This window comes from Acidovorax sp., assembly GCF_016783915.1.
GTDB lineage: Bacteria > Pseudomonadota > Gammaproteobacteria > Burkholderiales > Burkholderiaceae_C > Acidovorax.
The window spans coordinates 15,530-38,227 of the sequence record NZ_JADHVT010000019.1 but is presented as its reverse complement, the minus strand read 5'-3'; the positions used below and the strand labels follow the sequence as shown (position 1 = coordinate 38,227).

Sequence of the window (22,698 nt, the reverse complement as noted above, 5' to 3'; positions counted from 1 at the left end):
TAGAATCGCGAGGTTTTGCGCACATAAACACACACCCTCGATATGAAGTTGCTCGCCTCATTGCTGACGGCTGCCGCACTGGCAGCACCTGTTTTCTCGGCCTTTGCAGCGGGTGACGCACCCAAAGCGGCCAAGCCGGATCTCGTCAAGGGCGAGGCCAGCTTCACTGCGGTGTGTGCGGCCTGCCACGGCGCAGACGGCAACTCGGCCATCGCGGCCAACCCCAAGCTGTCGCAGCAACACCCCGAATACCTGGTCAAGCAGCTGCAGGAATTCAAGTCCGGCAAGCGCAACAACGCCATCATGAAGGGCTTTGCCACGGCCCTGTCGGATGACGACATGCGCAACATCGCCTACTGGCTCACGTCCAAGCCCGCCAAGGCTGGCTTTGCCAAGGACAAGGACCTGGTGGCCATGGGCGAACGCATCTACCGCGGCGGCATTGCCGACCGCCAGATCGCCGCTTGCGCTGGCTGCCACAGCCCCAATGGCGCTGGCATCCCTGCGCAATACCCCCGCCTTTCGGGCCAACACGCTGATTACACGGTGTCGCAGCTGAACATGTTCCGCGACGGCTCGCGTGCCAACAGCATCCAGATGACCCAGGTGGCGGCCAAGCTCAACGACAAGGAAATCAAGGCCGTGGCGGATTACATCGCCGGCCTGCGTTGATTGATTTTTGTCAGAGCCAGGCCTGTTTGACCGGGCCGCACGGAACCTACCGCCAATAACAACCCCAAAAAGGGCGGGTCCATCGCAGCGATGGTCCCGCCCTTTTTCTTTCGCGCTTCGCAGACACCGCTCCCATCCATGTCCGACAACACCCAGGGCCTTAGCATGAATTCCGGCTCCCAGGCCCTGCGCGCCGGGGTCGAGTTGCTGTCTTCGATGCGGTTCGCCATCTCGCTGCTGACGGTGATCTGTATCGCCTCGGTGATCGGCACGGTGCTCAAGCAGCACGAACCGGCGGCCAACTATGTCAACCAGTTCGGGCCGTTCTGGGCCGAGTTGTTCGGTGCCATCCAGCTCAACGCGGTGTACAGCGCCTGGTGGTTCCTGCTGATCCTGGCGTTCCTGGTGACCAGCACTTCGCTGTGCATTGCCCGCAACACACCCAAGATCCTAGTGGACCTCAAGACCTACAAGGAAAACATCCGCGAGCAAAGCCTCAAGGCGTTTCACCATAAAGCGCAGGCCGATCTGCCGGAACCGGCCGAGGCCGAAGCGCGCCGCATTGGCACGCTGCTGGCCGGTGGCGGCTGGAAAGTGCGCCTGCAGCAGCGCGATACGACCGCAGGCCCTGGCACGGGCTGGATGGTGGCGGCCAAGGCGGGTGCCGCCAACAAGATCGGTTACATCGCCGCGCACAGCGCCATCGTGCTGGTGTGCGTGGGCGGGTTGCTGGACGGTGACCTCATCGTGCGCGCGCAGATGTTGCTGGGCGGCAAGTCGGTCTATACCGGTGGCGGGTTGATCGCCGACGTGAAGCCCGAGCACCGTCTGTCCGAGCGCAACCCCACCTTCCGGGGCAACCTGCTGGTGGCCGAAGGCACACAGTCGAGCACGGCCATCCTGAGCCAGTCCGACGGGGTGCTGCTGCAGGATCTGCCGTTTGCGATCGAACTCAAGAAGTTCATCGTGGAGCACTACTCCACGGGCATGCCCAAGCTGTTCGCTAGCGAAATCATCATCCATGACAAGGCCACGGGCGAGAAGATACCCGCCCGCGTTGAGGTGAACCACCCCGCCAGCTACAAGGGGATCGAGATCTACCAGTCGAGTTTTGACGACGGCGGCTCGCACCTCAAGCTGCGCGCGGTGCCCATGGTGGCGGGCGCCAGGCCTTTTGACGTCGAGGGCGTGGTGGGCAACTCCACCCAGCTCACCAACCAGGGCGGGGGGGCCGGCAGTGAAACGCTGACGCTGGAGTTCACGGCGCTGCGCACCATCAACGTCGAGAACTTTGGCGGTGCCGGCCCTGGCGGCAGCGGTGCAGACGTGCGCAAGGTGGACCTGCGCGAGTCGGTGGAATCGCGCCTGGGCGCAGCCAACAAGACCGTCACCAAAAAAGAACTGCGCAACGTGGGCCCGAGCGTCAGCTACAAGCTGCGTGATGCGGCCGGCCAGGCCCGCGAGTTCCACAACTACATGCTGCCAGTGGACACAGGCGACGGCGTGCCGGTGTTCCTGCTGGGTGTGCGTGAGTCTCCGGCAGAGCCCTTCCGTTACCTGCGAGTTCCAGCCGACGACAAGGGCAGCATGGATGGTTTCATGCGTATGAAGGCTGCGCTGGCGGACCCCCAGGCCCGGGAGCAGGCGGTGCGCCGCTATGTGTCCCAGGCCATGGATGCCTCGCGCCCTGAGCTGGCCGAGCAACTGCAGCAGTCGGCCGTGCGTGCACTGGCGCTGTTCGCTGGGCGGGGCATGGTCGATGGCAAGCCCACGGGCGGGCTGCAGGCCGTGTCGGACTTCATGGAGGCCAACGTGCCAGAGGCCGAGCGCGCGCGCGCAGGCGAGGTGCTGGTGCGCATTCTGAACGGCACGCTGTTCGAACTGGCCCAGCTGTCGCGCCAACGGGAGGGCCTGCCGCCGTTGCCGCAGGACGAGCAGACCCGGGGCTTCATGACACAGGCAGTGCTCTCGCTCAGCGACGCACAGATTTACCCTGCGCCCATGGCGTTTGAGCTCAAGGACTTCACGCAGGTGCAGGCCAGCGTGTTCCAGGTGGCGCGAGCCCCTGGCAAGAATGTTGTCTATCTGGGCTGCGCCTTGCTGATTCTGGGCGTTTTTGCCATGCTCTACGTGCGCGAGCGGCGCCTGTGGGTCTGGGTGGCGCCGCAGGACGGCCGCACCCACGCCACCATGGCCCTGTCCACCAACCGCAAGACCATGGACGGCGACCAGGAATTTGTCCAGCTCGCACAAAAACTGATCGGGGCATCGCCCCGCGAAGGCACCGCATGAACACCGCGACTTCTTCCTCGACCGTTACCACCATCACCCTGAACGAGGGGTTCTTCTCTCGCCGCAACTGGTTTGACTGGCTGTTTGCCGCCATCGTGGCCGTGGGGGCGTTGTATGCGCTGCAGCGCTACGGCGCCTTCATGGATGTCTATGAAAAAGGCATTTTGCTGGGTGCCATTCCGTGCACGATCTGGTTGTGCTGGTTCTGGCGCCCCTTGCGTGCGCTGATGCTGATCGTGGCTGCGGTGGCGCTGTTGGCCATCGGCCTGTACCAGCAGGACGGGGCAGGCAGCCTGGCGCGGGCAGACACGGTGTTCGGCCTCAAGTATTTCCTGTCGAGCCAGTCCGCCATCCTGTGGATGAGCATGCTGTTCTTCATCAGCACGGCGTTTTACTGGGTGGGCATGTTCTCGCGTGGCGAAGGCAAGACCATGAGCATGCTGGGCTCGCGCATTGCGTGGGTGGCGGTGGCCATGGCGCTCATCGGCACTCTGGTGCGCTGGTACGAAAGCTATCTCATTGGCCCGGACATTGGCCACATCCCGGTCAGCAACCTGTACGAGGTGTTCGTTCTGTTTTGCTGGATGACGGCCGCGTTCTATCTGTACTACGAGCAGCAGTACGACACGCGCGCGCTGGGTGGTTTTGTGATGCTGGTGGTCAGTGCCGCCGTGGGCTTTTTGCTCTGGTACACCGTGGTGCGCGAGGCGCATGAGATCCAGCCGCTGGTCCCTGCGCTCAAGAGCTGGTGGATGAAGCTGCATGTGCCTGCCAACTTCATCGGCTATGGCACGTTTGCCCTGTCTGCCATGGTGGCATTTGCCTACCTGATCAAGCAGCAGGCCACCGAGACCCGCTGGTACAAGCTGGCGCCGCTGTGGCTGCTGGGCGTGGTGCTGTGTTTTGAACCCATCGTGTTCCGCCAAGGCGCGACGGAGAACGGCGGCAGCTACTGGATGGTGTACTTCGGTATTTCGGCGTTGATCGTGGCAGGCATCCTGCTGGGGCGCAAGCGCATCGCGGCACGCCTGCCGTCGTTCGAGATTCTGGATGACGTGATGTACAAGTCCATCGCGGTGGGCTTTGCGTTCTTCACCATCGCCACGGTGCTGGGTGCGCTGTGGGCGGCCGAGGCCTGGGGTGGCTACTGGAGCTGGGACCCGAAGGAGACTTGGGCGTTGATCGTCTGGCTCAACTACGCGGCCTGGTTGCACATGCGTCTCATGAAGGGCCTGCGCGGTACAGTCTCTGCCTGGTGGGCCTTGGTCGGTCTGGCGGTGACCACATTCGCGTTCCTGGGCGTCAACATGTTCCTGAGCGGCTTGCACAGCTACGGCACGCTGTGATGACATAAGGCCAGCTTGGCGACTCCTTGCGAGATCATCAACAGGCTCTGAGGGCGTGTCGGGCATCGACAGGCGCACAGCAACTATTGCGTCTTCGGTGTAACCTGAGCGGTCTAGGGAACGAATTAACAGTTGTTCTGCTCTATCGCTGCAGCTGTTTTGATCCCACCATGACCGGAGCCCTCCATGCTGATCCCCCCGCGCGATTCGGGTTTTAACCACCCGCACTCCTCCGAAATCACTCCCCGCTCGGTCTATGAAGACCGTCGCCAGATGCTCAAGCTTATGGCGGGCGGTGCCGCAGGTGCCGCGATCGCGGCCTGGGCGGGCCGCGAGGCGCTGGCGCAGCAGGCTGCCGTCGCGCGCCCTGGCAAGCTGGCTCCACTGGCGGGTGCCAAGTCGGCAGTGGCGGGGGCTGTGTCTATGGAGAAGCTCACCGACTACAAAGACGCCAGCACCTACAACAACTTCTACGAGTTTGGCACCGACAAGGCTGACCCTGCTCGCAATGCGCATACCCTCAAGACCACACCGTGGACGGTGGAGGTCGAAGGATTGGTCAAGAAGCCCGGCAAATACGGCATCGAAGACTTGATCAAGCTCAGCGCGCAGGAAGAACGCATCTACCGCTTGCGTTGCGTGGAAGGCTGGTCCATGGTCATCCCCTGGGTGGGATATTCGTTGGCAGAACTGATCAAGCGTGTAGAGCCACAAGGCAGTGCAAAGTACGTCGAGTTCGTCACGCTGGCCGACAAGGCGACCATGCCTTTTGTCGGCTCGCGCGTGCTGGACTGGCCTTACGTGGAAGGCCTGCGCATGGACGAAGCCATGCACCCGCTGACCTTGCTGGCTTTTGGCATGTACGGCGAAGTGCTGCCCAACCAGAACGGCGCGCCGGTGCGTCTGGTGGTGCCATGGAAGTACGGCTTCAAGAGCGCCAAGAGCATTGTGAAGATCCGCTTTGTCGAAAAGGAACCAGGCACGGCGTGGAACAAGGCGGCCCAGCAGGAGTACGGGTTTTATTCGAACGTGAACCCCAATGTGGATCACCCCCGCTGGAGCCAGGCGACCGAGCGGCGCATCGGCGAGGATGGCTTGTTTGCCAAGAAGCGCAAGACGCTGATGTTCAACGGCTACGAAGCCCAGGTCGGCCAGCTCTACGCGGGCATGGACCTCAAGAAGTTCTACTGATCGCCCGGGTCTCGCTGCCACCTTGGGCGGCCTGCGAGACCAAGGTGGTTCTTGAATCGCGATGCGAAAACTATTGCTCCACCCCGTCGCCAAGCCGGTGGTGTTTGTGTTGTGCCTGTTGCCGTTGGCATGGCTGGTCTATGCGGCGGTGGCGAACCAGCTGGGTGCCAACCCTGCGGAGGCATTGATCCGGGCAACCGGTGACTGGACGCTGCGGGCGCTGTGTGTGGTGCTGGCCATCACTCCGCTGCGGGTCATTACCTCCACCCCGCAACTGGCGCGCTATCGGCGCATGTTGGGGTTGTTCGTGTTTTTCTATGGCGTGCTGCACCTGCTGAGTTACAGCTGGTTCGACATGGGTTTCGATATCCCGGACATCCTGCGCGACATTGCCAAGCGGCCATTCATTCTGGTGGGCTCATTGGCCCTGGTGCTGCTGGCCTTGCTGGCCGCCACGTCGTTCAACCGCGCCATCAAGGCCCTGGGCGGCAAACGCTGGCAGGCGTTGCACCGCGCCGTCTATGCGGTGGCCGGGTTGGCCGTTCTGCACTTTTTCTGGATGCGTGCTGGCAAGAACAACTTTGGTGAAGTGGCGGTCTACGCCAGTATCCTCGGCGTGCTACTGGGTTGGCGGCTCTGGCACCGACTTCATAAGCGCGCCGCCGCATCGGCGGGTGCTGCCGCGGGGCGGTCAGCGGTGGGTTCACCCTGATGGGGCTTTGCTATAAAAATAATAGCTGCTAGCGCATGTTTTTGTTGCGCTAGCAGCCGATTTCTTTTGATTTTTAGCCGTTGACTGCCCGCAGCGCGGGACGCATCTGTCGGGTCACAGGGTCGATGTACGCGGTAGGAATCTGGTACGCGCGGTCATCGAACAGGTCAATGCCACACATCAGGTTCTCGATCCAGTCAAAGAAGTCGTTGATGGCTTCCTTGCCCATGATGGGGGCACCGTGCTGCGGCACCAGCATGGCAATGTCGAGTTGCCGGGCCATGCGTGCCCACAGGCGCAGTATCTTGTTGGACACCATGTAGCGGCGGTGGAAACCTTCCATGCGCGGGATGTGCGCCTTGAGGTCGGTCACCGGCACGCGGGCTTCGGCCCCCGACATCATGGACACCCCCAGGTCGCCCGTGAACAGGATGCGGCTGACCGGGTCGTAGAAGTGGAAGTTGCCTTCGGAGTGCATGAAGTGCGCGGGCAGCAGCACCAGTTCATGGCGCCCCAGGGGCAGGTGGCCGCCACCGTCCGGCACGCCGATCACCCGGTTTTCTGTCTTGCCCACCTTGGTGAAGTGCGGCGCAAACCTCTCCCACACACGCGATATCACCAGGTTGGCCTTGGTGCTGGTCATCCAGCGGTCCAGCGAGGCAATGATGTCCGGGTCCGCATGCGAAGCGATCAGGTACGACAGCTTGTGCGGCGGGAAATGTTTGGTCATCCCCATGAACAGTTCGTTGAACGCGAGGTTGCCGCCCGGGTCGATGATGGCGCCGGTGTCATCGTCCACGATCAGGAACTGATTGGCCTGCACGGCCTGTCCATCCTCCTCGATGAGGTCGGTGAACATCAGGCAAGCATGATTTTTGTCGCGGTAGAGTTCCAGGGCCATGGCCATCCTGCGGTGCAATAAAGCGCAGACTGTACGAGTACCCCTATGGATTGTGCTTGATGGAAATCAAGCGACATCGCATTGCCTGGCCATCTTGCGCAGGCGGCTTGATGCGTCAGCGTGGCTGGGAAGCGGTGGCGGCGGGTGTGGGCGCACTGCTGGCGTCTTTGCCCGGGGTCAGTGTTTGCGGCAGCGTGGCGCGCTGGCTTGCCGCAGGGCCGGTAGGCAGATACAACGGCCCCCGCTGACCGCAGCCGAAGAGGGCCGCCGCACTGGCAGCAAGGACAAGCGTCCTGACTAGAATTTGGGGAGCTTTCAACATGCGCAAATTGTAATGACCGACCTCGAATTCATGGACCACGCCGAACAACTGCTGCTTGCCGTCGAACGCAGCTGTGATCGCATCAACGACACTTCGGATGCCGATGTGGACAGCCAGCGCTCGGGGGGCATGGTGACTTTGACTTTTCCCAACCGCAGCCAGATCGTGATCAACCTGCAAAAGCCGCTGCACGAGGTGTGGATGGCCGCCCGGTCTGGCGGCTATCACTATCGTTTTGATGGCAGCCACTGGCAGGACACCAAGGGCGCTGGCGAATTTTTTGCGTGCCTCACGCGCGATGCGTCGCAACAGTCCGGGATGCCGCTGCAGTTTGCCCCTTAACTTACTCCGCGCTCGCCCAGCTCAAGAGGGCGGCGCTGCGGAGTACGAAGGGCTCAGTTCCGGAACAAATCGAGGATGCGGCTGCGTTCTTCAGAAGGCGGCGGTGCTTGGGGCGTTACTGCGGAGGAGGCAGAACGATCATCTACACCCACGCTTGAGACGCCCGCGTTGCGCGCGTATTCTTCATAGAACCACTCGCCACCCACATTCACTACGCCGGGTGGCACGGTGGGCTCCATCACTGGCACGCCCTTGAGTGCGCGCTCCATGAAGCTGATCCACACCGGCAGGCTGAGGCCCCCGCCGGTTTCCCGACTGCCCAGATTGCGCGGCGTGTCGTACCCGATCCAGGTGACAGCCGCGATGGTGGGCTGGAACCCCGCGAACCACGCGTCCACCGAATCGTTGGTGGTGCCGGTTTTGCCATAAAGATCGGGGCGCTTGAGGGTGGACTGGGCCCTTGCTGCAGTGCCGGTGCGGGTCACCTCCTGCAACAGGCTGCTCATCACAAAGGCGTTGCGCGCGTCGATGGCCCGGGGCTGCTCGTTGAGCGCGGGTGGCGTGATCTCTGAAATGACCCGGCCCTTATGGTCGGTCACCTTCGCGATCAGCCAAGGATTGACGCGGTAGCCCCCGTTGGCAAACACGGAATATGCGGATGCCATTTGCAGGGGCGTGACCGAGCCCGCACCCAGCGCCATGGTCAGGTAGGCCGGGTGCTTTTCAGGGTCGAATCCAAATCGCCCCACCCATTCCTGCGCGGTTTTGGGGCCCACGGCCTGCAGGATCCGGATAGAAATCATATTTTTGGACTTCGCCAAGCCTGTGCGCATAGTCATGGGGCCGTCGTACTTGCCGTCGTAGTTCTTGGGCTCCCACGGCTGACCACCAGTGACACCCGCGTCGAAGAACAGCGGAGCGTCATTGATCACGGTGGCAGGCGTGAAGCCTTTTTCTAGCGCTGCTGAGTAGATGAACGGCTTGAAGCTCGAACCAGGCTGGCGCCATGCCTGCGCTGCGTGGTTGAACTTGTTCTTGTCAAAGTCGAATCCACCCACCAATGCACGGATGGAGCCATTGCGGGGGTCGAGCGCGACAAAGGCGCCTTCTACCTCGGGCAGTTGTGTAATCTCCCAGGAGCCCTTGGGCGTCTTGACCACGCGGATGACGGCACCGCGCCGGATCTTGATATTGGGCGGCGCCTTGTCGCTGAGCCCCGACTGCGCAGGTTTGAGTCCATCGCCGGTGATCTCCAGCGAGTCGCCATTGGCACGAGCGGCCAGGATGCGTTTGGCGGATGCCTCCAGCACCACAGCGGAGAGCACGTCACCGTTGTCGGGGTGGTTGGCAAGCGCGTCGTCAATGGCGTCCTCCACTTCCTGGGCTGCTGTAGGCAACGCCACGAACTTCTCCGGTCCCCGGTACTGCTGGCGCCGCTCGTAATCCATGATCCCGCGCCGCAGCGCAACATAGGCGGCCTCTTGCTCTGCCGCATTGAGGGTGGTGTAAACGTTAAGGCCGCGCGTGTAGGCCTCATTGCCGTATTGCGCGAAGATGAGCTGGCGGGTCATTTCGGCAACGTACTCCGCGTGGATGCGTGTGTTGTCGGGTCCCGTACGGATTTTCAACTCTTCCTTCTTGGCTTGCTCTGCTTGTTGCGCAGTGATGAAGCCGTTTTCCTCCATCCGCTCGATGATGTACTGCTGGCGAGCGCGGGCACGTTTGGGATTGCTGATGGGGTTGTAGGCAGATGGTGCCTTGGGCAAACCCGCAAGCATTGCAGCTTCAGCGATGGAAACGGATTTAAGCGGTTTGCCAAAATAAGCCTCGGAGGCAGCCGCAAAACCATACGCACGATTGCCAAGGAAAATCTGATTCATGTAAATCTCAAGAATCTGATCCTTGCTCAGCAGGTGCTCCAATTTAAAAGTCAGTAAGATTTCGTAAATTTTGCGAGTAAATGTTTTCTCAGATGAAAGATAAACATTACGTGCTACTTGCATGGTGATCGTTGAGGCGCCTTGGCTTTTCACCCGCCCCAAATTGGCAAGGCCCGCACGCAGCACACCTTTGTAGTCCACGCCACCGTGCTGAAAGAAGCGAGAGTCTTCGATCGCCAGCACTGCGTCTTTCATGACTTGCGGAATCTCGTCGATGGGAGTGAGGTTGCGGCGCTCCTCACCAAACTCGCCCAGCAAAGCACCCTCAGCGGAGTACACGCGCAGCGGCAACTTGGGACGGTAGTCCGCCAAGTCTGAAATATCTGGCAGGTTGGGGTAGGCCACTGACAATGCCACTGCGATCGTGAGCGCCAAGCCCATCGCCGCAGCAGCCGCCAGCCCGGTGATCCAGAGCGCGATGCGAACCAACCAGCGAAGCCAACCGGGCCGAGTGCGGGCAGGAGAGGTATCCGATTTGTCGGAGGACTTCGAGGGAGAGGGCGGCATATCGCTCCGATGGGTAAGACCGCCCATTATAAAAATGTCTGCTACAGCGGGGCGAAATCCGATTTCACGCTTGGCAGGACGCCGCCGAAAGGCTTCCTGTACTGGCCAAGTGGTATTGCCGCACCCAGAAATTTCGTCTGCTTTTGGCAACGCTCTATGGGCGTTACAGGGGGAAAAATCTTTGCTGGAGAACTATCTTACTGATAGCATTCATGTGAAGTGTTAAGTTTTGTTGCCTCATTTTGGCAAGTTACAGGGGACCAATCTTGATCTCAATGGGGTCTTTGTTCAGTCGCCAGTCTGCTCCGCTGCTGGGAATCGACATCAGCTCCTCCAGCGTCAAGCTGGTGGAGTTGGGGCGCGATAAGGCAGGTAGTCTGGTCCTTGAGCGTTGTGCGATCGAGCCGCTGGAGCGAGGCTGGATCACCGATGGCAACATCGAAAAATTTGACGAGGTCGCGGACGCATTGCGTCGACTGGTCAAGAAAAGTGGCACCAGAACCAAAAACGTGGCCCTCGCCCTGCCTCCGTCCGCAGTAATCACTAAAAAGATTACGCTGCCTGGTGGCATGACGGAGCAGGAGCTGGAGGTTCAGGTCGAATCCGAAGCCAATCAATACATCCCATTTTCACTTGATGAAGTCAGCTTGGACTTTTGCGTCATTGGTCCCAGCAAGAATGCGCCAGGGGATGTCGATGTGCTGATTGCTGCATCCCGGCGCGAAAAAGTTCAAGACAGGCAAGGCTTGGCGGAAGCTGCTGGGCTGAAGCCTGTTGTGGTCGATATTGAATCGCATGCATCGCGCTTGGCTGCAGGGCGCTTGATTGAAGCGTTGCCAAATAAGGGCGTGGACGCCATGGTGGCGCTCTTTGAAGTGGGCGCCTTGACGACCAGCATGCAGGTGATCCGGAACGAAGAAGTTCTGTATGACCGCGACCAAGCCTTTGGCGGCGCACAACTGACCCAACTGATTGTTCGCCAGTACGGCTTTTCGGTAGAGGAAGCCGAGAGCAAAAAGCGTAGCGGTGATTTGCCAGAAGACTATCAATCAGCGGTCCTTCGTCCTTTTGTTGACAGCATGGCCCAGGAAATTGGCCGGGCCTTGCAGTTCTTCTTCACCAGCACGCCGCACAATCGTGTAGACCACATCATGTTGGCCGGGGGGTCTGCTCCGCTGCCCGGGCTGACGGAAGCAGTCACCCAACAAACAGGTTTTGCATGCAGCGCCGTCAACCCATTTGATGGCATGGAAATCGGAAGTTCCGTGCGACTGAAAAAAATGGTGCGTGAAGCACCGTCGTACCTGACCTCTTGCGGTCTTGCTATGCGGAGGTTCCTGCAGTGATTCTTATCAATCTTTTGCCTCACCGCGAGGAGGCCCGTAAGCGCCGCAAGGAGGCCTTTCAGGCGACGATGTTTGCATCGTTTCTGTTGGGGCTTGCTATTGCCGGAGCCATCTACTGGTGGTTTCAGATCATGATCACGGATCAGCAGAACAAGAACGCCTTTCTTCAACAGGAAATCAAGGTATTGGAAGGGCAGATCAAAGAAATTGCCTCCATTGAAGATGAGATCGCCTCACTGCGTGCGCGCCAGAAGGCCGTGGAAGATCTTCAGTCCGATAGAAATTTGCCCGTTCACTTGCTTACTGAGCTGGTCAAGCAACTGCCCGATGGTGTGTATGTCACGGCGATCAGGCAATCTGGACAATCAATCAATATGCAGGGAATGGCTCAGTCCAATGAGCGTGTTTCTGAACTGCTGCGCAACTTGGCGAGTAATACTCCGTGGTTGGCTAAACCGGAGCTTGCGGAGATAACTGCCAGTACTGTCGCACTGAGTCAGAGGGACCAACGTCGGGTCTCATCCTTTAATTTGAAATTTCAATTGGTGCGTGCCAGTGATGCGCAAAAAACTATAGCGGCTGCCAGTGGTGCGGCCTCCTCGCCTGGGGGTAAGTGACATGGCGAAAATCAAAGAAAATTCGATCAACTTCGCTGAGCGCATCGAGTCGGTTCAGCGACAGTTTAAAAATCTTGATACTAAAGATCCCTCGGTATGGCCTGTGCTGCCAAAGGTGATTCTTTGCATTTTTATCGCAGGTGCAGTTGCGGCTATATCGTGGTTTGCATTCTTGCAGGACTATGAAGTACAGTTGGATGGAGAGCGTACCAAGGAATTGGCTTTGCGCACAGACTATCAAAATAAACTGGTCAAAGCCGTTAGTTTGGATGCTTTGAAGAAGCAAAGAGAGCAAATTCAGCAGTACGTCATACAGCTGGAAAAACAACTTCCAAGCAAGGCTGAAATGGCTGCATTGCTGTCGGATATTAACCAATCCGGCCTGGGGCGGAGTTTGCAGTTTGAGCTTTTTCGGCCGGGGCAAGTGGTAGTGCGAGATTACTACGCTGAGTTACCTATCTCTATCCGAGTAACTGGAAAGTATCATGACATCGGCGCTTTTGCATCAGATATTGCGCATCTGTCACGTATTGTAACGCTGAATAATATGACAATTGTTCCAGGGGCTCGCGATGGGTTAGTCTTGGATGCGACTGCGCGTACCTTCAGATACTTGGATCCAGAGGAAATACAAGCTCAGAAGAAAACTGGAGGAGGGAAGTAATGAGAACTCGTGTTGGATTACTTCTCGCAGGTTGTTCCATCATTCTTGCTAGCTGTGGGTCTTCAGGGGAGGATGAGTTGAGAAATTGGATGGCTGAGCAACGAGCTACTACCAAGCCTAATGTGCAGCCATTGACTGAGCCGAAAAAATTTATTCCTGAGCCATATGCTCAAGAAGGTGCTGTAGAGCCATTCAATCAAATTAAGTTAACTCAAGCATTGAAGCGCGACTCCAATCAGGTGGCTTCAAATGCAGCGTTAATTGCACCGGAGATGACTCGTCGTAAGGAGCCATTAGAGGCGTTTCCTCTTGATTCAATGGCTATGGTGGGTAGTTTAAATAAATCAGAAACGCCTACTGCTTTGATAAGAGTTGATAATTTAATTTATCAGATCAAGGTGGGGAATTATCTCGGGCAAAATTATGGAAAAGTGATCAAAATCACCGAGAATTCGATTCATCTACGCGAAATAGCGCAGGATGCAACTGGGGATTGGATAGAGCGTTCAGCATCGCTTGATCTGCAAGAGGGCAAAAAATGAAACAAAATAGTGGCAAACTTTTGAATTACTGCCGTAGGGCTGCTGTTGGCGTTTCAGTCCTTTTTGTCGCCTTTGGTGCTTTTGCTCAAGGCTCCATTAGTGCTGTTTCTGCCAGTGTTCAGGGCGGGGTTGAAACACTAAAAATTGACTTTTCAGAGCCAGTTGCAACACCTCCTACGGGATTTGCAACTCAATCTCCCGCGCGCATCGCACTAGATTTCCAGGGCGTTGTCAATGGTGCCGGAAAATCGGCGTTTGAAGCCAATTTGGGCAATCTGAAATCTGTCAATATTGTTCAAGCAGGAGAGCGGTCTCGTATTGTTCTAAATCTGAAGTCTCCCACGTCGTACAAGACTGAATTGCAAGGAAAGACATTATTTTTGTTTTTGGAGCCTGTTGCAAGTGCGTCTTCTTCAAACGTGCCGCCTGTTGCTTTTTCCGAGAGTCAGAACACTGATGTTCTTCCGCTGAAGGATATTGATTTTCGTCGCGGGGCCGATGGGGCTGGGAGGGTTGTTATTAACCTTGCGAGCAATCAAGTTGGCGTTGATCTGCAGCAGCAGTCCAAAGGAATCATTGTAGATTTCATGAAGTCCTCAATCCCAGAGGGGCTGCGCCGTCGTTTAGATGTTACGGATTTTGGGACACCGGTCCAGACGGTGACCGCTACACAGAACGGTGAGCGGGTGAGAATGCTGATCGAATCCACCGGGGATTGGGAGCACAGCGCCTACCAAAGCGACAACCAGTTTGTTATTGAGATTCGCCAGAAGAAAATCGATCTTAGTAAACTAACCCAGGGGCCTGGTTACTCCGGCGAAAAGTTATCTTTGAACTTTCAAAATATCGAGGTGAGGTCGTTGCTTCAGGTCATTGCTGATTTTACTAATTTTAATATAGTTACATCGGATACGGTGACCGGTGCACTCACTTTACGGCTCAAAGATGTTCCATGGGATCAAGCGCTCCAGATTATTATGGATGCTAAAGGTCTCGGCATGCGCAAGACAGGGTCTGTTCTATGGATCGCTCCCAAGGACGAAATAGATGCTCGTACAAAGAAGGATTTTGAGGCAGCTCAAGCTATTCAGAAGCTAGAACCTATTAAGACGCAAGCTTTTCAGCTCAATTATGCTAAGTCCGCAGATATAGTTGCACAACTCACTGCCACCTCCGGAGCAAGTGCTGGGAGCACCTCTATTCGTTTTCTGTCTGAGCGAGGAAGTGCAATTTCTGAGCCCCGCACTAACCAGATATTTGTCACTGATACTGCTAGTAAGCTTGAAGAGGTTCGTTTGTTGTTGGCCAGCTTGGATGTGGCTGTGCGTCAAGTGCTAATTGAGGCACGCATTGTTGAGGCACGTGATACTTTCGGTAGATCTTTGGGCGTCCGTCTGGGGGCAACGGACCTGCGGGCAAATCGAGGTGGTGATGGGGGGTATGGTATTGGAGGCGATAATCGCGTGGCTTTCGGTACGTCCTACAGTAACGCTGTAGCTTCAAGCGGTGCCGGTGGAACTACAAGTACCAGTGGAAATTTTGTCAACCTTCCAGCGAGTCTCTCGAATGTCAGTAGTGTTGGTAGCTTCGCTTTGTCAATATTTAACTCTGCGGCGAACAGATTTCTGACTCTGGAACTTTCTGCTATGGAGGCTGACGGTAAGGGACGTATTGTATCCAGTCCACGTATTATCACAGCGGATCAGACAAAGGCACTGATTGAGCAAGGTACTGAATATCCATATGCCGTCACCGCTCCTAATGGAGCGACAACTCTGGCATTCAAAAAAGCGGTGTTGAAGCTTGAGGTTACACCTCAGATTACGCCAGAGGGTAATATCATTCTGGATCTCGACGTCAATAAAGACAGTCGTGGAGAAACTACCACCCAAGGGGTCGCTATCGACACCAAGCACGTCAAGACACAGATTTTGATAGAAAATGGTGGTACTGTCGTTATTGGTGGAATTTTTGAGATGGAAGAAACCAATCAAGAAAACAAAATACCGTTGCTTGGTGATGTCCCTGTTGTGGGTAATTTGTTTAAAAACAGGACAAAAGAATCTACCAAGCGCGAAATGTTGATCTTTATTAGTCCCAAGGTAATTAATGATCGCACTGCGAATCGGTAAATTTAGTATCTAATTTAGGATAGCCAATGTTAAAATATTTCAAAATCTTACCTCTCGCAATGACCGTGGCATTGTCGGCTTGTGGTGGTGGCGGCGGCAGCTCTGGTGAGACCCAGGAAGCCTATACGATTACTGTTCGGGCCGAAAAAAGCCAATTGCCTTTGAATGTGGCTGGAATCGCGCCTGGAATAGGTGTCTACAGCCCCTACAGTACCACTGTGTATGTTGATGCACGCAAAGGGGGTTTCCCTATCCCTGGTGGGAGTGATATATTTGGCTGTAATATATCGGCTGGCTTGGATACTGGTGCGCTGTACTATTTGGATGGAAAGGCTGAGCACGAAACGGAAGTTGATGATGGTAACGGGGGGAAGATCAAGGTTCCCAATGCTTATCGTAGTGTTACTTTGGGTTCTAACTCTGGTGGAAATTCTTTCCACTTTTCCTCGGCTAATCAAGCCGGCACTGCGCGAATTGTTTGCTCGGTCACAGACCCTCGCGACAAGCAGCAGAAATTTGCTAGCGTTGATATTTCCGTAGGCGGGGCAACCGGTAAGCCTGCCAGTGTTCGTTTGCAGGCTCAAATACCAGGATACCTAGGTACGAAGAATAATACTAACAAGCTTCTGTCTCAAATGGCCATTCAAGCGTTTGTTTTGGATGATACCAACCAGCCCGCTTCCAGCGTGTCAGGAGGCAATGTACAGGTGCGCATTCTTTCCGGAACAGAAGCCGCACAGGGAGCGCGCTTGGTATCTGGTGCGCAGAGTGGCAGTGTGCTTCAGTTGCCTACTGTCGGTGGTGTTGCCACATTTTCATTGCTCAGTGGAGTGGAGGCGGGGCCGGTCTTTTTGGAATTGGCAACAGATCGATTCGACAACAATGTGAGCAATGGGATCACTGATCCGATCACTGCTATTTATCCAGTGCAGGTGTTGGAGGCGTTGACAAGCCCGCCGGCGATAGCAGACGTCGACTTGGGTGACGTGACAAAGGGTATTCCTTTTACAAAGTTGTTAACAGTTACCGGCGGCTTGCCTCCATACACATGGGCTGTCACTGGATTGCCCGCAGGTCTAGGCGTGGATTCCTCATCGGGTTTGCTGAACGGAACGCCAAGCACTGGGGCCCAAGAGCGTGAGTATCGTGCTAATGTTGTTGTAACTGACAAGAACAAAATTTCTGCAAAAGCAACAGTGAGACTCAACCTCGTTGGTGGCTTACCTGAAGATTTTGCTATCGGCGAATGCAATTCAAACGCAGTATGTTCAATCGGAACTGCTCCTGCAGGCGCCAACTACTCATATTCTTTCGTGTCCTCTGTAAGCAATGTAACGTGGGCCTTCACGAGCTTGCCCGCTTGGTTGGTTAGTGGAACTACCGGTTCGGCTGGTGTGCTCAACGGCAAGCCTGCTGTCGGTGACTGCGGGACTCGACAGTTTTTGGTAACGGCGACAAAGGGGGCTGCAACTGTGACTCGTACACTTAGCATCACCGTAGTCAGCGGAAGCACTCCTGCGCTTGCTTGCCCCTGATTACATTAGATAAACAGTTGCGCAGCGCATCTGGCTGTGCTTCTGATGTAACTTTGCTCTCGGGCCATTTGTAAAATCCCCGGCGTTGCCGGGGATTTTTTCTATTTTGCGCCAGACGATAACCGTCTAGTGAACCGCGCTCAGACTGGCGTGCCACTAGTGCGCTGGCGTTGAGTAGATGACATATTGGCTTGTTGCCTCCAAACTGAGTAGGACATCCACCTTGTCAACAGTCAAGCGATGTGCCTGTTGAATAAGTTTATGTTGGCTACTTCGTTTGCATAATCATCTGAGACGCAGCCTACAGATGCTTTCGAGCTGTCGCACTGCGGGGCGCAAGCTACATTGCCCCAAAATTTCATCCGTGGAAATCGTCATGTCTTCAATCGTCCAAGAAGTTTCGATTAATCTCGGCGAGCGCAGTTACAGCATCGTCATTGGTGGAGGCTTGCTAGCTGATGCAGTCTCCTACGATGGGTTACCGCGCGCTACCGCTGCTGTGATTGTGAGCAACACCACTGTTGCACCGCTTTATATCGCTCTTCTGCGGAAGGCCTTGGCTGTCCACTACGCAAAAATTTACGAGGTCCAACTGCCGGATGGTGAGGAGCACAAGAACTGGCAGACTCTGCAGCGAATTTTCGATGTGTTGCTGGAACAGGGCTGTGACCGCAAGACTCTGTTGTTCGCATTGGGGGGCGGCGTAGTGGGAGACATGACAGGTTTTGCCGCCGCCAGTTATATGCGCGGAGTGCCTTTTGTGCAGGTTCCCACGACTTTGCTTTCTCAGGTGGATTCTTCAGTGGGGGGGAAGACCGGCATCAATCACCCGCTGGGGAAGAATATGGTGGGTGCCTTTTATCAGCCTCAGCGTGTGATCTGTGATCTCGATGTGTTGGTTACGCTACCTGCACGTGAGTTCAGTGCGGGTCTTGCAGAGGTCATTAAGTACGGTCCAATTGCGGATATGGACTTCTTCGAGTGGCTGGAGCGATCAATGGATGACCTCGTAGCCCACGAGAGCGATGCTCTGGCTCATGCGGTGCGCCGTAGTTGTGAGATCAAGGCGGCTGTGGTGGGGCAGGACGAGCGCGAATCTGGTTTGCGCGCTATTTTGAATTTTGGTCACACCTTTGGTCACGCCATTGAGGCTGGTATGGGCTACGGAGTGTGGTTACACGGCGAAGGAGTCGGGGCCGGTATGGTGATGGCTGCAGAGTTGTCGCGCCGACTAGGCTTGGTGGACGAGATCTTTGTAGAGCGCTTGGTGTCGTTGATCCGCCGAGCAGGCTTGCCGGTCCGGGGACCTATTCTGGATAGCACAGACAACGCTAGTCGCTATCTGCAGCTCATGCGGGGCGACAAAAAATCTGAAGCCGGGGAGATCCGGTTTGTGCTGATCGAGAGTCCCGGCAAGGCGGTGGTTCGTTCTGCGCCCGAGGGCTTGGTGCGTGAGGTTGTCGATGCATGCTGTCAGTAGGTCCTCTGCTTTTGATGCAGTCAATTGAATATCTCTTTTGAGATGCTCACTCAGTACGAGCGACTGTTTTGACTGCACTATCTGGCCTTTCAATTTTTGCCTGCGATCCTGGTGCCACGCGAGGGCGCTGTCATCCAGAGCATCCCGCACCAACACGAACGGAGTACCAGCGTGACCGTGACCGGATCGTGCATTCCACCGCTTTCCGTCGGCTGGTCTACAAGACGCAAGTCTTCCTCAACCATGAGGGGGACTTGTTTCGTACACGGCTGACCCATTCGTTAGAGGTCGCGCAACTCGGGCGATCCATCGCTCGGTCGTTACAGATTAACGAAGACCTGGTTGAGGCCATCTCTTTGGCCCACGATTTGGGGCATACCCCGTTCGGGCACGCGGGGCAGGACGCCTTGAATGGCTGCATGGCCGACTTTGGCGGCTTTGAGCACAACTTGCAGAGTTTGCGAGTGGTGGACAAGTTGGAAGAACGTTACCCGTTGTATGACGGGCTGAATCTCACGTTCGAAACCCGTGAAGGAATTCTCAAACATTGCTCGCGCGCCCATGCTAAGCAATTGGAGGACGTGGAGCCAAACGGTGTCGGTGCGCGGTTCCTGCGCAACGAGCGGCCGAGCCTGGAGGCGCAGTTGTGCAACCTGGCCGACGAGATTGCCTATAACGCACACGACATTGATGACGGCGTACGCTCGGGGTTGATCACACTCTCCCAATTGGAGGATGTTCCCTTATTCGATGCTTACCGCTTGTCGGCGCAGGCCGAGCATCCAGCACTTGCTGAACCGTCGAGGCATCGCCGGTTGTTGTACGAGGCGATTCGTCGGATGTTGAGCGCGCAGGTGTATGACGTCATCGACACTACGAAAGCGGCATTGCGGCTGCATGCACCTGCTCATCCCGATGAGGTGCGGCAGCTACCGGTCATGGTGAGTTTCAGCAGCGACATGCGGGAACGCTCTACCGCGCTAAAACAGTTCCTCTTCAGGCATCTTTATCGACATCCTCGGGTAATGGAGACTACCGGCCATGCCCAACACATCGTGCGTGAATTGTTTGATGCATATATGACCAAGCCCCAAGACATGAAAGCAGCGTTCGCCGCGCAGGCCTTGGAGGGTGATGCGCACGGGAGAGCGCGGGCTGTGGCCGACTTTATTGCAGGGATGACCGATCGCTTTGCGGTGCGGGAGCATGAGCGCCTTACGGGGCGCCGACTGTTGCAGGAATAGCAAGAGGCTTCTCCAGGCCCAGTGCTTGGCGCACACTGATTCTTGTGATCTTTTGATGCATGCTCACGGCCATACTTGAAGGAACGATTCGTACACTGGTGGAGGCGACACCTCCCAATAAGGGTGTCTTTAATATGGTGCTTGATCCTCTCCTCGACACCATTGACTACCAATCATTTGCGAGTGCGTACCGACAAGTCCTGCCAGCTTCTGATTCAGGGGCAACGGCTATTGTGCGACCGTCAGATAACGTGCCCCGATAAAATCAAGGTCCTACCTCCAGCGCTTCCGCGCGCGTTCATGACATCCTCCATCACTGCCGCCGACCTGGCGCCCGCTTTGCCTTGCTCTACTGATACTTATATTGATGACACCATACGGTGGCTGGAGAGGGCGGTGATTGGGCTCAATCTGTGCCCCTTTGCGAAGGCTGTGCATGTCAAGGGACAGATTCACTATGCGGTCGCTTTGGCCACGACTGCACATGATGCGCTGGAGCTGCTGCGCAATGAACTCAAGGAGCTGGCAAACACACCAGCAGAGGTCAGGGACACCACCTTGCTGGTGATGCCGTACTGCTTGCCGGATTTCCTGGACTTCAACGACTTTCTGGGTGACGCCGAGGACGTGCTGCACGCTTTGGGGCTGGAGGGCACGCTTCAGTTGGCAAGCTTTCATCCGCAGTTCCAGTTTGCAGGCACCGAAGTTGACGATGTGACCAATTGCACTAATCGCTCTCCATACCCCATGTTGCATTTGCTGCGAGAGGACAGCATCGACCGTGCCGTGTCAGTGTTCCCCGAGGCAGAGGCCATCTTTGAGCGCAACATGGAAGTGCTGGAGGGCATTGGCATGGCCGGTTGGCAGGCGCTTGACGTCGGGCCCCATGGCAAAAGTGGCGAGCACGCGAGCGCAAATGCTGGAGGCGACTGGGCCCGGCCAACACAAGGCACCGTGCTATGAAGCCACAAAAGCCATCTTCAGCGGCGCCCGGCGAGCATGTCCGTGGTGTAAGAAAGCCCAAGAACGAGGGCATTGAACTGCAAGAGCTTCGCCCGGGTCAATCGATAGAGCTGCTCAAAGAGCTGCACATCCTTACGCGTGAGGGGCGTCTCAATCAGGACTCGCGTCGCAAGCTCAAGCAGGTGTACCACCTGTTCAACTTCATCGAGCCGTTGCTGACAGAGTTGTCTGTCCAGGGCAGTGGGCCTACGTTGGCGGACCACGGCGCGGGCAAGTCCTATCTGGGTTTCATCCTGTACGACCTGTATTTCAAGGCGCTGGGCCACGGGCACATCTACGGGGTGGAGACCCGGGCCGAGCTGGTGGAGAAGTCGCGGGTGCTCGCGCAGCGGCTTCACTTTGAGCGGATGTCGTTTCTCAATCTATCGGTGGCCGACTCGGCCGATGCCCGAGAGTTACCGGCGCAGATCGATGTGGTCACCGCCTTGCACGCTTGCGACACCGCTACCGACGACGCGATTGCCTTCGGGCTGCAAAAGAAGGCCCGGGCCATGGTTCTGGTGCCTTGTTGCCAAGCTGAAATGGCGGCCTGCCTGCGCCAAGGCAAGGCCCTGCAGCTGGCCCGTACGCCCCTGGCAGAGTTGTGGCGTCATCCTTTGCACACCCGCGAACTCGGCAGCCAGGTGACAAATGTGCTGCGCTGCCTTTACCTGGAGGCCAGTGGCTACCAGGTTACCGTGACCGAGCTGGTGGGGTGGGAGCACTCCATGAAGAACGAACTCATCATCGCGCGCTACACCGGACAGAAAAAACGCAGTGCAGCCGATCGGTTGCGTGCGCTTCTCGGTGAATTTGGCCTGGAGCACGCCATGGGGGCAAGGTTTGGCATGGGTGCGGCGACAGATCAGGTGGAGAACGTGGCCGCGCATTGATGCGTGCAAGCAGGTGCGCAAGGGCCGTCCAGCATCAAGCCCGCGCCCCTCTGTGTCCATGGCGGATGCTGCGCATGGCCAACTTGCATCGCTGGAAAATAGGGGACAGGTCTATGATCGTGGATATTCCATCCTTGATCAAGAACCATGGCCCGTTTGCCGCGCCTGACCCTGCCGGGTCATTTGCACCACGTCATCCTGCGGGGTAACAACCGTCAGCCCATCTTCCACGGAGCTGAGGATTTCCAGGCGCTGCTAGCGCTGTTGATGGACAACGCGCAGAAATATGCGGTGGCCGTCCATGCCTATGTGCTGATGGACAACCACTTTCACCTGCTGGTTACCCCAGCGTCACACGACGGACTGCCCCAGATGATGCAGGCGGTGGGACGCCGGTATGTGCAGTACTTCAACCGCCGACATGCCCGTACTGGCACTTTGTGGGAGGGGCGCTACCGTTCCACGGTGTTGCAGCCGGAACGGTATTTGCTGGCGTGCATGGTGTACCTGGACCTCAACCCCATGCGGGCCGGATTGATGCAGCAGCCCGCTGACTACGTCTGGTCCAGCCATGCGCATTGGTTGGGCTTGCGTAACGACCGGTGGTTGACGCCCCATGCGCTGTATTGGGCTTTGGGCAATACCCCGTTTGCGCGTGAGGCTGCCTATGCTGCACTGGTGCAGGCGGGCCTGGGGGCGTCAGTGCAAACGGCTTTGACCGACTCGGCGCTCAACGGTTGGGCTTTGGGCGACACCGAGTTTCTCGCGGGCCTGCAACAGCAGACACCGCGCCGCGTGACCCGGGGAATGCCTGGCAGGCCTCGAATGGCAAAAAATCATGCAAAAACCGACGGAGGCGCCGGATATATTTGATTTAAATGCTATGAATTTTAATGTGTCCCCAATAATTTGTTTGTGTGAATAGCGGTTTCTTTAATCAGAATCTGACCCCAATTAAACTTCTTGCCAAAATATGCTGCAATGCACTAACCTCGGCTCCCCTGCGAAAAATATAGGA

The 22,698-nt window shown here is 56.8% G+C and carries 20 protein-coding genes; 17 read left to right on the top strand and 3 right to left on the bottom strand.

Translation table 11 applies throughout. From position 1 onward, the window contains the following. The first annotated feature begins 42 nt into the window (after positions 1–42). The 5 genes from ISS20_RS06260 (at position 43) to ISS20_RS06240 (ending at position 6,213) form a co-directional block, all read left to right on the top strand. Positions 43–672: a c-type cytochrome gene (locus ISS20_RS06260; protein WP_015012649.1), complete on the top strand. Its 630-nt coding sequence runs from the start codon at positions 43–45 to the stop codon at positions 670–672. A gap of 138 nt (positions 673–810) precedes the next feature. Beyond that, positions 811–2,964 (top strand): cytochrome c biogenesis protein ResB, encoded by a 2,154-nt coding sequence (locus tag ISS20_RS06255; protein ID WP_291434795.1) that lies wholly within the window; start codon positions 811–813, stop codon positions 2,962–2,964. Continuing rightward, on the top strand, positions 2,961–4,310 hold the full coding sequence (gene ccsB, locus ISS20_RS06250; RefSeq protein ID WP_291434793.1) for a c-type cytochrome biogenesis protein CcsB: 1,350 nt from the start codon (positions 2,961–2,963) through the stop codon (positions 4,308–4,310). Before ISS20_RS06255 ends, ccsB begins: the two co-directional genes overlap by 4 nt. 186 nt (positions 4,311–4,496) lie before the next feature. Continuing rightward, a complete protein-coding gene (gene msrP / locus ISS20_RS06245) occupies positions 4,497–5,501 on the top strand; it encodes a protein-methionine-sulfoxide reductase catalytic subunit MsrP (RefSeq protein ID WP_291434791.1) in 1,005 nt (334 codons plus the stop codon). A 61-nt stretch (positions 5,502–5,562) separates the two neighbouring features. Next, complete coding sequence (locus tag ISS20_RS06240) at positions 5,563–6,213, top strand: protein-methionine-sulfoxide reductase heme-binding subunit MsrQ (RefSeq protein ID WP_291434789.1); 651 nt, start codon at positions 5,563–5,565, stop codon at positions 6,211–6,213. 73 nt (positions 6,214–6,286) lie between these two features. On the opposite strand, the gene ISS20_RS06235 is transcribed toward ISS20_RS06240, so the two are convergent. Beyond that, a complete protein-coding gene (locus ISS20_RS06235) occupies positions 6,287–7,114 on the bottom strand; it encodes an MBL fold metallo-hydrolase (RefSeq protein WP_291434787.1) in 828 nt (275 codons plus the stop codon). A 115-nt stretch (positions 7,115–7,229) separates the two neighbouring features. Next, positions 7,230–7,436: a lipoprotein gene (locus ISS20_RS06230; RefSeq protein ID WP_291434785.1), complete on the bottom strand. Its 207-nt coding sequence runs from the start codon at positions 7,434–7,436 to the stop codon at positions 7,230–7,232. Positions 7,437–7,448: 12 nt separating this feature from the next. Here ISS20_RS06230 and cyaY point away from each other — a divergent pair, with 12 nt between their 5' ends. Then, a complete protein-coding gene (cyaY, locus tag ISS20_RS06225) occupies positions 7,449–7,778 on the top strand; it encodes an iron donor protein CyaY (protein ID WP_291434783.1) in 330 nt (109 codons plus the stop codon). A 53-nt stretch (positions 7,779–7,831) separates the two neighbouring features. Here cyaY and ISS20_RS06220 read toward each other — a convergent pair whose 3' ends face one another. Beyond that, positions 7,832–10,225 carry a penicillin-binding protein 1A gene (locus tag ISS20_RS06220; RefSeq protein ID WP_291434781.1) on the bottom strand — a complete coding sequence of 798 codons (2,394 nt, stop codon included), beginning with the start codon at positions 10,223–10,225 and terminating at the stop codon, positions 7,832–7,834. A gap of 266 nt (positions 10,226–10,491) precedes the next feature. Here ISS20_RS06220 and ISS20_RS06215 point away from each other — a divergent pair, with 266 nt between their 5' ends. From ISS20_RS06215 to ISS20_RS06165, 11 genes are all read left to right on the top strand, one after another. Next, positions 10,492–11,571, top strand: coding sequence for a pilus assembly protein PilM (locus tag ISS20_RS06215; protein ID WP_056640973.1), 1,080 nt, complete (start codon positions 10,492–10,494; stop codon positions 11,569–11,571). Continuing rightward, positions 11,568–12,188, top strand: a complete 621-nt coding sequence (locus tag ISS20_RS06210) for a PilN domain-containing protein (RefSeq protein WP_291434776.1) — start codon at positions 11,568–11,570, stop codon at positions 12,186–12,188. Before ISS20_RS06215 ends, ISS20_RS06210 begins: the two co-directional genes overlap by 4 nt. Before the next feature lies 1 nt (position 12,189). Beyond that, complete coding sequence (locus ISS20_RS06205; RefSeq protein ID WP_291434774.1) at positions 12,190–12,852, top strand: type 4a pilus biogenesis protein PilO; 663 nt, start codon at positions 12,190–12,192, stop codon at positions 12,850–12,852. Then, positions 12,852–13,394 (top strand): pilus assembly protein PilP, encoded by a 543-nt coding sequence (locus ISS20_RS06200; RefSeq protein WP_291434772.1) that lies wholly within the window; start codon positions 12,852–12,854, stop codon positions 13,392–13,394. The genes ISS20_RS06205 and ISS20_RS06200 overlap by 1 nt, the downstream gene beginning before the upstream one ends. After that, on the top strand, positions 13,391–15,526 hold the full coding sequence (locus ISS20_RS06195; protein WP_291434771.1) for a type IV pilus secretin PilQ: 2,136 nt from the start codon (positions 13,391–13,393) through the stop codon (positions 15,524–15,526). The genes ISS20_RS06200 and ISS20_RS06195 overlap by 4 nt, the downstream gene beginning before the upstream one ends. Before the next feature lie 26 nt (positions 15,527–15,552). Then, positions 15,553–17,061 carry an Ig domain-containing protein gene (locus ISS20_RS06190; protein WP_291434770.1) on the top strand — a complete coding sequence of 503 codons (1,509 nt, stop codon included), beginning with the start codon at positions 15,553–15,555 and terminating at the stop codon, positions 17,059–17,061. 376 nt (positions 17,062–17,437) lie between these two features. Further along, positions 17,438–18,541: a 3-dehydroquinate synthase gene (aroB, locus tag ISS20_RS06185; protein ID WP_291434768.1), complete on the top strand. Its 1,104-nt coding sequence runs from the start codon at positions 17,438–17,440 to the stop codon at positions 18,539–18,541. A gap of 68 nt (positions 18,542–18,609) precedes the next feature. Next, positions 18,610–19,785: a deoxyguanosinetriphosphate triphosphohydrolase gene (locus ISS20_RS06180; protein ID WP_291434766.1), complete on the top strand. Its 1,176-nt coding sequence runs from the start codon at positions 18,610–18,612 to the stop codon at positions 19,783–19,785. Between the two features lie 300 nt (positions 19,786–20,085). Continuing rightward, positions 20,086–20,748 (top strand): DUF1415 domain-containing protein, encoded by a 663-nt coding sequence (locus tag ISS20_RS06175; protein WP_291434824.1) that lies wholly within the window; start codon positions 20,086–20,088, stop codon positions 20,746–20,748. Next, positions 20,745–21,680 (top strand): SAM-dependent methyltransferase, encoded by a 936-nt coding sequence (locus ISS20_RS06170; RefSeq protein WP_291434764.1) that lies wholly within the window; start codon positions 20,745–20,747, stop codon positions 21,678–21,680. Before ISS20_RS06175 ends, ISS20_RS06170 begins: the two co-directional genes overlap by 4 nt. Positions 21,681–21,827: 147 nt before the next feature. Further along, positions 21,828–22,553 (top strand): transposase, encoded by a 726-nt coding sequence (locus ISS20_RS06165; RefSeq protein ID WP_291434762.1) that lies wholly within the window; start codon positions 21,828–21,830, stop codon positions 22,551–22,553. Positions 22,554–22,698 lie beyond the last annotated feature (145 nt).

Excerpts from the sequence above, each read along its gene's own strand:
- ISS20_RS06175 (WP_291434824.1), top strand. The coding sequence starts at position 20,086 with ATGACATCCTCCATCACTGCCGCCGACCTGGCGCCCGCTTTGCCTTGC.
- ISS20_RS06230 (WP_291434785.1), bottom strand. The coding sequence starts at position 7,436 with ATGTTGAAAGCTCCCCAAATTCTAGTCAGGACGCTTGTCCTTGCTGCC.
- cyaY (WP_291434783.1), top strand. The coding sequence starts at position 7,449 with ATGACCGACCTCGAATTCATGGACCACGCCGAACAACTGCTGCTTGCC.
- ISS20_RS06240 (WP_291434789.1), top strand. The coding sequence starts at position 5,563 with ATGCGAAAACTATTGCTCCACCCCGTCGCCAAGCCGGTGGTGTTTGTG.
- aroB (WP_291434768.1), top strand. The coding sequence starts at position 17,438 with ATGTCTTCAATCGTCCAAGAAGTTTCGATTAATCTCGGCGAGCGCAGT.
- ISS20_RS06235 (WP_291434787.1), bottom strand. The coding sequence starts at position 7,114 with ATGGCCCTGGAACTCTACCGCGACAAAAATCATGCTTGCCTGATGTTC.
- ISS20_RS06220 (WP_291434781.1), bottom strand. The coding sequence starts at position 10,225 with ATGCCGCCCTCTCCCTCGAAGTCCTCCGACAAATCGGATACCTCTCCT.
- ISS20_RS06165 (WP_291434762.1), top strand. The coding sequence starts at position 21,828 with ATGGCCCGTTTGCCGCGCCTGACCCTGCCGGGTCATTTGCACCACGTC.
- ISS20_RS06260 (WP_015012649.1), top strand. The coding sequence starts at position 43 with ATGAAGTTGCTCGCCTCATTGCTGACGGCTGCCGCACTGGCAGCACCT.
- msrP (WP_291434791.1), top strand. The coding sequence starts at position 4,497 with ATGCTGATCCCCCCGCGCGATTCGGGTTTTAACCACCCGCACTCCTCC.
- ISS20_RS06195 (WP_291434771.1), top strand. The coding sequence starts at position 13,391 with ATGAAACAAAATAGTGGCAAACTTTTGAATTACTGCCGTAGGGCTGCT.
- ISS20_RS06205 (WP_291434774.1), top strand. The coding sequence starts at position 12,190 with ATGGCGAAAATCAAAGAAAATTCGATCAACTTCGCTGAGCGCATCGAG.
- ISS20_RS06255 (WP_291434795.1), top strand. The coding sequence starts at position 811 with ATGTCCGACAACACCCAGGGCCTTAGCATGAATTCCGGCTCCCAGGCC.
- ISS20_RS06200 (WP_291434772.1), top strand. The coding sequence starts at position 12,852 with ATGAGAACTCGTGTTGGATTACTTCTCGCAGGTTGTTCCATCATTCTT.
- ccsB (WP_291434793.1), top strand. The coding sequence starts at position 2,961 with ATGAACACCGCGACTTCTTCCTCGACCGTTACCACCATCACCCTGAAC.
- ISS20_RS06190 (WP_291434770.1), top strand. The coding sequence starts at position 15,553 with ATGTTAAAATATTTCAAAATCTTACCTCTCGCAATGACCGTGGCATTG.
- ISS20_RS06170 (WP_291434764.1), top strand. The coding sequence starts at position 20,745 with ATGAAGCCACAAAAGCCATCTTCAGCGGCGCCCGGCGAGCATGTCCGT.